Source organism: Streptomyces sp. NPDC051563 (assembly GCF_044454225.1).
Lineage (GTDB): Bacteria > Actinomycetota > Actinomycetes > Streptomycetales > Streptomycetaceae > Streptomyces.
In genome coordinates, this window is sequence record NZ_JBITDL010000046.1 from 25177 (window position 1) to 33805 (window position 8629).

The window sequence follows — 8629 nt, forward strand, 5'->3', positions numbered from 1 at the left end:
GTTCGGGACGATCCGGGGGCGGGACGGGGCGCGGGACGCCCCGCCCCGCCTCCGGGAGGCCGGCTGGTGCGGTCGGCGGGGGCGCGAGGGCAGGGCCCTGCCCTCGGGGCCGTGGTGGGGCTGCGCCCGGGGCAGGGACCGGCCTACGGGCGGAGCCCGGCGAGCAGGACCGCGGTGACGGCGAAGTCGACCGGCCCGGTGTTCCAGTCGGCGCTGATCGGGCTGACGGCGATCTTTCCGGCGCTCACGGCTTCCACGTCGCTGCCCCGGGCCGGAGCCTTCAGGTCCACCTTCACGCCGACCTTCCAGGTGCCGTCGCCGGCGTCGGTGAAGTCGGCCTTCAGGAGCGCCTGCGCGTCCTGGAAGGTGGTGGCCACCCCGGCCGGGGTTCCCTTGCCGTCGGCCCCGACGACGGGGTGGTTGACGTTGAGGCCGACACCCTGGGGAAGCAGCGGGCCGGAACGGGCCCGCGAACGCAGCCGGTCGATCAGCTTGACCGCGAAGTCGAGCGTCGGACCCATCGCGTTGACCGTGGTCACGGGGTCGGGAGCGGTGACGCCACCGGTGCTCAGGGCGATGGCGGGCACACCGGCGTCGAGTCCGGCGATGGCGCCGCCGACCGTACCGGAGTGGGTGGCGAGCGCGGCCACGTTCGGGCCGAAGTTGGTGCCCGACACGACGAGATCGGGCGCCCGCCCTTCGAACACCTCGGAGAGACCGAAGTTCACCGAGTCACCGGGGGATCCGTCGACCGCCCAGACCTTCGGCTCGGGGTGGCGCACCGTGAGGGACGGGGCGCTGGACGTCTTCGTACCGGCGCCGCTCTGGTTGGTGAGCGGGGCCACGATGGTGACGTCGTGCCCCGCGGCGGTCAGCCGCGCGAAGGCCAGCCGGATGCCGGGGGCGTTGTAGCCGTCGTCGTTGGTGAGCAGGATCCGCAGCGGGCCCGCGGGCACCGGTGCGGGCGCCGGCCCGCCGTGCGGCTCGGCCGCGGCGGCGGGCACCGTACCGGCGAGGGCCGGCGCGCAGAGCAGCAGGGCGGCCAACGGCAGAACTCGCTTGCGTTGCACGGAACGCTCCTTAGAAGAGGTCAGGGTGGAGGGAATGAAGGGGAGGGAATGGAGGGGAGGGGAAGTCGAACGGCGTGAGGGTCGGCAAGGGTGGGGCCCGGCGGGCTCGCGACCCACGGCGCGAGCCCGCCGGAGCGCGGGCCGGGCCGCCGCCCGGAAGGGACGGCCCGGCGGCCGAAGCGGCTCCGAGGGCGCGAAGCCCCGTACGGAACCCGGACCGGGAGGGATCAGCGCACGCTGCGGATGGGCAGGATCGCGAGGGCGCCGATCAGCGAGAGCGCGCCGCCGACCAGGAACAACGGGGTGTACCCGCCCAGGGTGGTGACCACGGCCGAGGCCACGAACGGGGCGATGATCTGCGGCCCGGCGTTCGCGATGTTCAGTACGCCCATGTCGCGAGCGGCGTCCTCGGCCCGGGGCAGCACCAGGGTGACGAGCGCGGTGTCGACGGCCATGAAGCAGCCGAAGGCCAGGCCGTTGAGCGCGCTGAAGACGAGCATGCCGGTCCAGGTCGGGCTGACGACGGGGACCACCATGACCAGCCCGGCGAGGGCCGCCGAGACGCCGACGAACACCTTGCGGCGGTTCCAGCGGTCGGACAGCAGCCCGCCGACCACGGTGGAGACGGCCATCGCGACCATCGACACGGGCGTGAGGATCGCCATCGCGGCGGGCGGGGCCAGCCCGGCGGGGAGCGAGATGTGGTCGCCGAGGATGTAGAGCTGGTAGCCGACCACCGAGAAGTAGCCGAGGACCATCAGGGCGCGGCCGATGAAGGCCCATCGGAAGTCGTGGTTGGCGAGCGCCGACAGGAAGGCCTTGAGCTGGGCCCCCTTGGGGGCGGCCGGTACGTCCGGGGCGGGCGCGGATCTCGGTACGTCTCGGCAGAAGCCGGTGAGGAGCAGTGCGGCTCCGGCGATGACCGCGCCGAAGACGAGGTAGCCGGTACGCAGGTGCTCCGAGGTCTGGGAAGCGATCAGCACGCCGACCGTACCGCCGATGGGCAGGCCCAGCCCCACCAGCGCGGATGCGGTACCGCGCCGGGCGGCGGGCACCCGGTCGGGCACGATCGCGGTGACGGCGGCCTGATAGATGTTCATGGTCGCCTGGACCAGGCACCAGCCGATCCCGACGAGCAGTGCGGTACCGACGCTGCCGAGGACGGCGAGTCCCACGAGTGAGCCGAGCGCGCCGCCCAGGACCCAGGGGTTGCGACGGCCGCTGCGGTCGGAGAGGGCTCCGGCGATCGGGTTGAACGCCGTCGCGAAGATCGCGCTGATACCGCCGATCAGGCCGAGCACGGCCACCTTGTCGTCGCCGGCGATCGCCTCGATCTGGGTGGGCAGGAGGACGGAGCCGACGCCCATGTAGACGGCCATCATCGCGGAGTTCGCGACCAGCAGGAGGAGCAGGAGCCCGCGTCCGCGGGAGGGTTCGGGATCCGCCGGGACGGGCGGGTCGATGATCTCGTTCGTAGCCATGACGACTCCTCGGGGGACGGAGCGGGGAGGTGGCGTGGGGGGACCGCCGGTGCGGTGCGCGGGGAGGGCGGCGACGCCGGGGGTGCGGATGCGGATGCGGGTGCGTGTGCTGTCGTGCACGTGGGCGTCACCGGGGGGAATGCCGCGCCGAGCGCGAGGCGGCCGACGCGGTGCGATTGCTCGACGGGGTGCGGAGTGATGCCGGGTGCCTGCGGCGCGGTGGGGTGCGGTGCGGGGTGGTGCCGGGTGGTGCCGGGTTGTGCTGCGACGCCGGGTGCGGTGCTGCATGCTGCGCCGCACCGCGTGGGTACGGTGCTGCGCCGGGTGGCGCTACGCCGCCGGGTGCGGTGCTGCGGTGCGCCACGACGAGCGGGTGCGGTGTGGTGCCGAGTGCCTGCGGCGCGGTGGTGCTGGCCGGGTGGTGCCCGGTTGCGCTGCGCCGCCGGGTGCGGTGCCGCGACGAGCGGGTGCTTCGTGGTTCGGTGCTTCGGTGCTGTGCCGCGTGGTGCTTGGTAGTGAGACGTCGGGTGACCGAAACACGATGTTGTTACACGTGTCACTTGCGGTGCTGGACACTGTGTAGCACTCGTTCCCCGGTCTCGCCAAGGGTTGGAGCAGCCCTCCGCACAGATCGTGACCCATGGACGAAGTCCAGGTGGATCACGTGTAACCACCTAAATGCGGCCTCCGCGGGCTTCCAGCCCGACTGAGAACCCTCTTGCCCTTGTGGCGACGGTCACGCTTCCGCAATACTCCCCACCGCACCCCGACCGAGCCTCCGGTAACCCCGGCAGCTCGGTCGGCTCAGGCCGGTATACGGGTCCACTCGGCCAACTCGGGGAGCCGTGGCATCTCCAGGGCAGGCGAGTTCAGCCGGGGGCAACACGCCCCACCCCATGGCGACTCGGCCACTCCGGCTGCCGCCGGCGAACAGCCAACTCGGCCTGCCCGGGCGACCGAGGCACCCTCAGGGACGTCAATGCCACCCAGGCCGGCTCACTCGGGCCGCTCCGGACACCTCGGCGGCCCGGCGCTCCGCGGTGCGTCGCCATCTGCACGCCTGCTCCCGCCGCACACCGCCACCACCCCCTCGACGCGCCCGCCTCCGCCGTCGGCACGCCTACCTCCACCATCCCCTCGACACACCCCGGCACCGCCCGCACGCCGCCATCGGCGCGGCTGCATCTGGCGCACATCTCCACGAACCTCCCGGGACGCGCTTCGGCGCGCGGCCCCTCTCTCTACCCCGCCCGTCGGGGCGCCTGGCCCGTGCGGCGTCATCCGCGCGACCGCCTCGGCCCTGCGCCCTCCACGCACCTCCCTCGGCGCGCTCTTCGGCGCAGCCGTCGCCTCCGTTCCCGCGCTTCGCGCCCGTCCGCCGTCTTCCTGCGTCCCCCATCGCCCGGGGAGACGGCCGCGAAAGGTTTTCCGTCATGCCCGGTTTCCCCGGTTTCCCCGGTTTCCCCGATCACGCCCTCACCCCGCCCCCGGGCACCACCCGGCCTCCCCGGCGGCCCGTTCCCGCGGCTCCGCCCCGGTACGCGCTCGCCTGGGGCGCGGCGCTGACTCTGCTGTCCGTGCTGACGGGACTGCTCCTGCGCCTGGACGAACGACCCTTCTTCCAGGGCCTCGACGATGTCTGGGCCGCTTCGCTGAAGGGGTCGCCCGCCGATGCCGCCAGCGGGTTCGCCACGGTGCTCGACCGCCTGGGCGGGCCGCTGGGCACGGTCGTGCCGCTGCTGCTGATGGGCTGTCTGTGCATGTACGGGCGCTGGCGGTCGGCGCTCTTCGTCTTCACCACGGCCGTCGTGGCCAACATGCTCCTGGTGCTGCCGCTCAAGCAGCTGGCCGACCGGCCGCGGCCCCCGCACACCTGGGTGCTGGTCAATGACGGCTCGTACCCGTCCGGCCAGGTCTTCAGCGCGGTGGCCCTGGTGATGGCCGCCGCCGTGGTGCTGTTCCCGCCGGGCGGCAGGCGCTGGTGGTGGCTGTTCGGCGCCTGCTACACCGGCGCCATGATGTGGAGCCGCACCTGGCAGCACGCCCAGTGGCTGAGCGACACCTTCGCCGGCGCCCTGGCGGCCGTCGGGGCCTGCCTGCTCCTGTGGCGCGCGTTCGCGCCCCTTTTGGAAACGGAGGCGGAACGCATGGCGTCCGACACCCTGTGGACGTGACCACCCGGCGCGGTGCCCAGGGGCACTCCGACCGGGGCTCCCATCCCTCCGGGCCGGGCGCGCTGCCGTAACCCTGATCGTCCGACCGACCGGCCTGTCCAGGTCGCCAGGCCGGACCGGACGTTCCCCGCCCCTCCGGGCGACCCGAGCCCACCGGCCGGGCCGCCGGGCTGGGGCACCCGGAGATGCGGCCGACACCAGGCGTACGGCCACACCAACCGCCACACAGCAGGACCGGCGGCCGGATCCGACCATCCAAGCAAGCACCGAGCCAGGCCATTTACCCAGGGCGGACAGGGCGGACACGGCAGCGGGACCGACCGACCGGCACCAGACGCCTGGGCGACACGAGCCGACCCGGCATGCCCGCGCGGCACGCCCCGCCGCGGCAGCCCGGCAGGCAGGCCAGACCCCACGGCGCAAACCGTGAGAGCGGCCCGACATGGACGAACTCGGCGGCACCGCGCAGACGCCTTCCCCTCATCACGGCCGACCGGCGGCCCTGACCTCCGCCTCCCGGGCCAGGCGGTCCAAGTACTCGATCACGCGCGTCTCCGAACGCAGAACCCGGTCCCGTTGCTCGGAAGGTAGCGCGGAGAAGTCGTCGACGAGGAGCCGTTGCCGCGGGACGTGCACCACGTTGGCTCCGTAGATCCGGCATGGGGAACACCAGGCGAGCCCGATGCAGCGCTCGAACATCGCGGACTCGGGCGGATGGAAGCGGTACGGGTAGGAGCAGACGGCCGTGCCACAAGTGGCGCACACGCGCCGGCCACCCTCCAGAGCCGTGTTCCAGGTGCCGGTCTTGCGCCAATGCTGCCGTCCGGCCGCTGCTCTTCACGTCGTCGTGCCGAGCATTGTTGCTCCCATCGACCCTCCCGGGCCGGCATTTCCGCGCGCGGGGCAGGCCCGACTTCCACCACCTCCCCCCAGCCCGAATATCGCGAAAGATTGACGCTCGCAGAATCAGCGCAATACTCTTGGCGGGTCGGTGCGCGATCGGTGCGCGACCCAGGAAGGATCGACTCATGGCACCCACCCCAGGACCCGATCACCCCGTGGCACATCCGCCCGCGGGCCCGCTGCGCGGTGCGGTCGAGGACGGGCTGGCCGTCTTCCGGGCCGTGCCCTACGCCGCTCCCCCGGTCGGCGAGCTGCGCTGGCGGCCCGCGCAGCCGCACCCGGGCTGGAGCGGTACCCGGGACGCGACCGCCGACGGGCCCAGCGCCCCGCAGATGTACGTGGAGGGCGGGGACCCCGTTCTCGGCGGTCACGGTTCCCCGCCCTTCGACGAGGACTGCCTGACCCTCTCCCTCTGGACGCCCGCGGTGGACGACGCCCGGCGGCCGGTGCTGCTCTGGATCCACGGCGGGGGCTTCGTCTCCGGCTCCGGGTCACTGCCGAACTACTCCGGTGCCACCTTCGCCCGTGACGGGGACCTGGTCGTCGTCAGCATCAACTACCGCATCGGGCCGCTCGGTTACCTCTACACCGGCACCGGCACCGGCACCGGCGCCGGCTCCGAGGACGAGCCGCTCGGCGACGGTTCCGGCGCCAACCACTGGCTGAGCGACCAGCTCGCCGCCCTGCGCTGGGTACGGGAGAACATCTCCGCCTTCGGCGGCGACCCGGACTCGATCACCGTCGCCGGGCAGTCGGGCGGCGCGGTGTCCACGGCCGCCCTCGCCGGCCTGCCCGAGGCCCGGGGGATGATCCGCCGGGTGATCCTGATGAGCCCGCCGTTCGGCCTGGACCTCCCCGCACCCGATGCCTGCCGGGAGCGCACCGCCGCCTTCCTGGAGCTCGCCGGGGTCAAGACCCTGGCCGAGCTGCGCGCCGTGCCCTGGCCGGAGCTGATCGGCGCCATGGGCGGGCTCTTCGCGCTGACGACGCGGTGGGGGTACTGGCCGACGCCGTTCCTGCCCGTGGTCGACGGGGTCACGCTGGCCCGCCACCCGGCCCGGGCCCTGCTGCAGGACGCCGCCGCGGACATCGAGGTGATGATCGGCTGGACCCGGGAGGAGGCCAACTTCGGATTCGCCCTGAACGAGGCCTACGCCGCAGCCGACCGGGAGCAGGTGACCGCCCGGATCGCGGACACCTTCGGCCCCGAAGCGGCCCCCGAGGTGTACGCGGCGTACGAGCGCACCCGGCCCGGAGCCGGGCCGGCCGGCGTCCTGATGGACCTCATCACCGACGAGCTCTTCCGGGTGCCCGCCCTCCGGCTGGCAGAGGCACGGGCCGCGGCGGGCCGTCCGGTGTGGGCCTACCAGTTCGACCTGCCCACGGCCGCCTACGACGGCCGCCTCGGGGCGGCGCACTGCCTCGAACTGCCCTTCGCCTTCGCCAACTTCGACCAGTGGGCGCACGTACCCCTGACGGCCGGGCTCGACCCCGCCGTCCGGGACGGGCTCGCCCGCACCCTGCACGGAGCCTGGATCGCCTTCGTCCGCACCGGCGACCCGAACCACGCGGACATGCCCGCATGGAACCCGTACGAGAAGGACACCCGCACCACGATGCGCTTCGACTCCGTGGTCAGCGCCCTCGACGATCTCGCCGGGGATGCCCGGCGCCTGCACGGGGGAGCGCTCCCCCGGCGCGAGTAGAGCAGCCCAGTGACGGCCTCCAGGAGGTGGCCCGCCCATTCGGGCGGGCCACCGCTCCCTTGATCTAACTCGTGTAACCTGCGAACGGAAGGCAGCGAGCCGATCAAAAGGAGCGTCGATCGACGTCATGGCCAAAGACACTCCTCTCCCGGCATCCCCGACCAGCGCCGACGTGGCCCGCCTCGCCGGGGTGTCCCGCGCGACGGTCTCCTTCGTCCTCAACGACACCCAAGGCCACCGCGTGGGCGAAGCGGCCCGCGCGCGCGTCCTCGACGCGGCCCGGCAGCTCGGCTACGTACCGCACGCCGCGGCCCGGTCCCTGCGGGCCGGGCGGAGCAATCTGGTCCTGATGCCCTCGTCGATCTCCGCGGTCGGCCGCCTCGTCAGCGACTGGGTCGACGACCTGCACAGCGAGCTCGACCGGCACGGCTACACCGCGGTCCTGCACGCGGGGCGCTTCGCCGATCCACTCGACGCCGCCCGTGCCTGGGCCGAGCTGCGTCCGGCGGCCGTCATCGCCCTCGACGGCGACCGCCTCACTGCGGAGGCCGCCGAACTGCTGCGGCGCGCCGGGGTACGGGGGCTGCTCGCCTTCGCGGCCCGCCCGCTGCCGGGCGTACACACCATCGGCTTCGACCACGCCCTCATCGGCGCCACCGCCGCCGAGCACCTGATCGCCCGCGGCCGGACCCGCATCGGCGTGGTCATGCCCCGGGAACGCGGCCTCGGCATCCTTGCCGAACCGCGGCTGGCCGGCGCCGAGTCGGTGGCCGCCCGCCACCTGGCCACCGTGACCCCGGTGGAGCTCTCCTACACCCGGGAGTCCGCGACCGCGCTGGCCGGCCGCTGGCGGAGCCTCGGACTCGACTCCGTTTTCGCGTACAACGACGAGTACGCCGCCCTGCTCCTGCACGCGCTGCGCGCCGAGGGGATCTCCGTACCGCAGGACGTGGCGGTCGTCGGCTCCGACGACCTGGTCCTCGCCGCGCTGCAGGAGCCCCCGCTGACCTCGATCCGCCTGGACCTGGTCTCGCCGGCCATGGTGGCCGACGCCGTGCACGAGCTCATCGAGACGGGCACCACGGCGCCCGTACCCGACATAGAGGCGGTCCTCGTCCAGCGCGAGACGTCCTGACCTCCCGCACCGGGTGAGGGCGCTCCTCGGGACGGAACACCGGGCGGGGGGGGGGGCCCGGGGGGGGCCCCCCCCCCCCCCGGGGGGGGGGGGGGCCGCGCCCCCGCCCCCCCCCCCCCCCGGGCGGGGGGGGGGGGGCCCCCCGGGGGGGCGGGGGGCG

At 73.8% G+C, this 8629-nt stretch carries 6 protein-coding genes; 3 read left to right on the forward strand and 3 right to left on the reverse strand.

Annotated features, from left to right (window positions below; all coding sequences use genetic code 11):
- Positions 1–143: 143 nt before the first annotated feature.
- Together surE and ACIA8F_RS36420 are read right to left on the reverse strand one after the other, a co-directional pair.
- Positions 144–1070, reverse strand: a complete 927-nt coding sequence (gene surE / locus ACIA8F_RS36415) for a 5'/3'-nucleotidase SurE (protein WP_399385323.1) — start codon at positions 1068–1070, stop codon at positions 144–146.
- Between the two features lie 227 nt (positions 1071–1297).
- Positions 1298–2551, reverse strand: coding sequence for an MFS transporter (locus ACIA8F_RS36420; RefSeq protein ID WP_399385324.1), 1254 nt, complete (start codon positions 2549–2551; stop codon positions 1298–1300).
- A gap of 1433 nt (positions 2552–3984) precedes the next feature.
- On the opposite strand from ACIA8F_RS36420, the gene ACIA8F_RS36425 reads away from it, so the two are divergent.
- The gene (locus ACIA8F_RS36425) at positions 3985–4725 is read left to right on the forward strand and encodes a phosphatase PAP2 family protein (RefSeq protein ID WP_399385325.1); all 741 of its coding nucleotides are present in this window, start codon (positions 3985–3987) and stop codon (positions 4723–4725) included.
- 483 nt (positions 4726–5208) lie between these two features.
- Here ACIA8F_RS36425 and ACIA8F_RS36430 read toward each other — a convergent pair whose 3' ends face one another.
- On the reverse strand, positions 5209–5490 hold the full coding sequence (locus ACIA8F_RS36430; protein ID WP_399385326.1) for a hypothetical protein: 282 nt from the start codon (positions 5488–5490) through the stop codon (positions 5209–5211).
- A gap of 263 nt (positions 5491–5753) precedes the next feature.
- On the opposite strand from ACIA8F_RS36430, the gene ACIA8F_RS36435 reads away from it, so the two are divergent.
- Both ACIA8F_RS36435 and ACIA8F_RS36440 read left to right on the forward strand, forming a co-directional pair.
- Complete coding sequence (locus ACIA8F_RS36435) at positions 5754–7334, forward strand: carboxylesterase/lipase family protein (protein ID WP_399385327.1); 1581 nt, start codon at positions 5754–5756, stop codon at positions 7332–7334.
- A 127-nt stretch (positions 7335–7461) separates the two neighbouring features.
- Positions 7462–8469: a LacI family DNA-binding transcriptional regulator gene (locus ACIA8F_RS36440; protein WP_399385328.1), complete on the forward strand. Its 1008-nt coding sequence runs from the start codon at positions 7462–7464 to the stop codon at positions 8467–8469.
- Positions 8470–8629 lie beyond the last annotated feature (160 nt).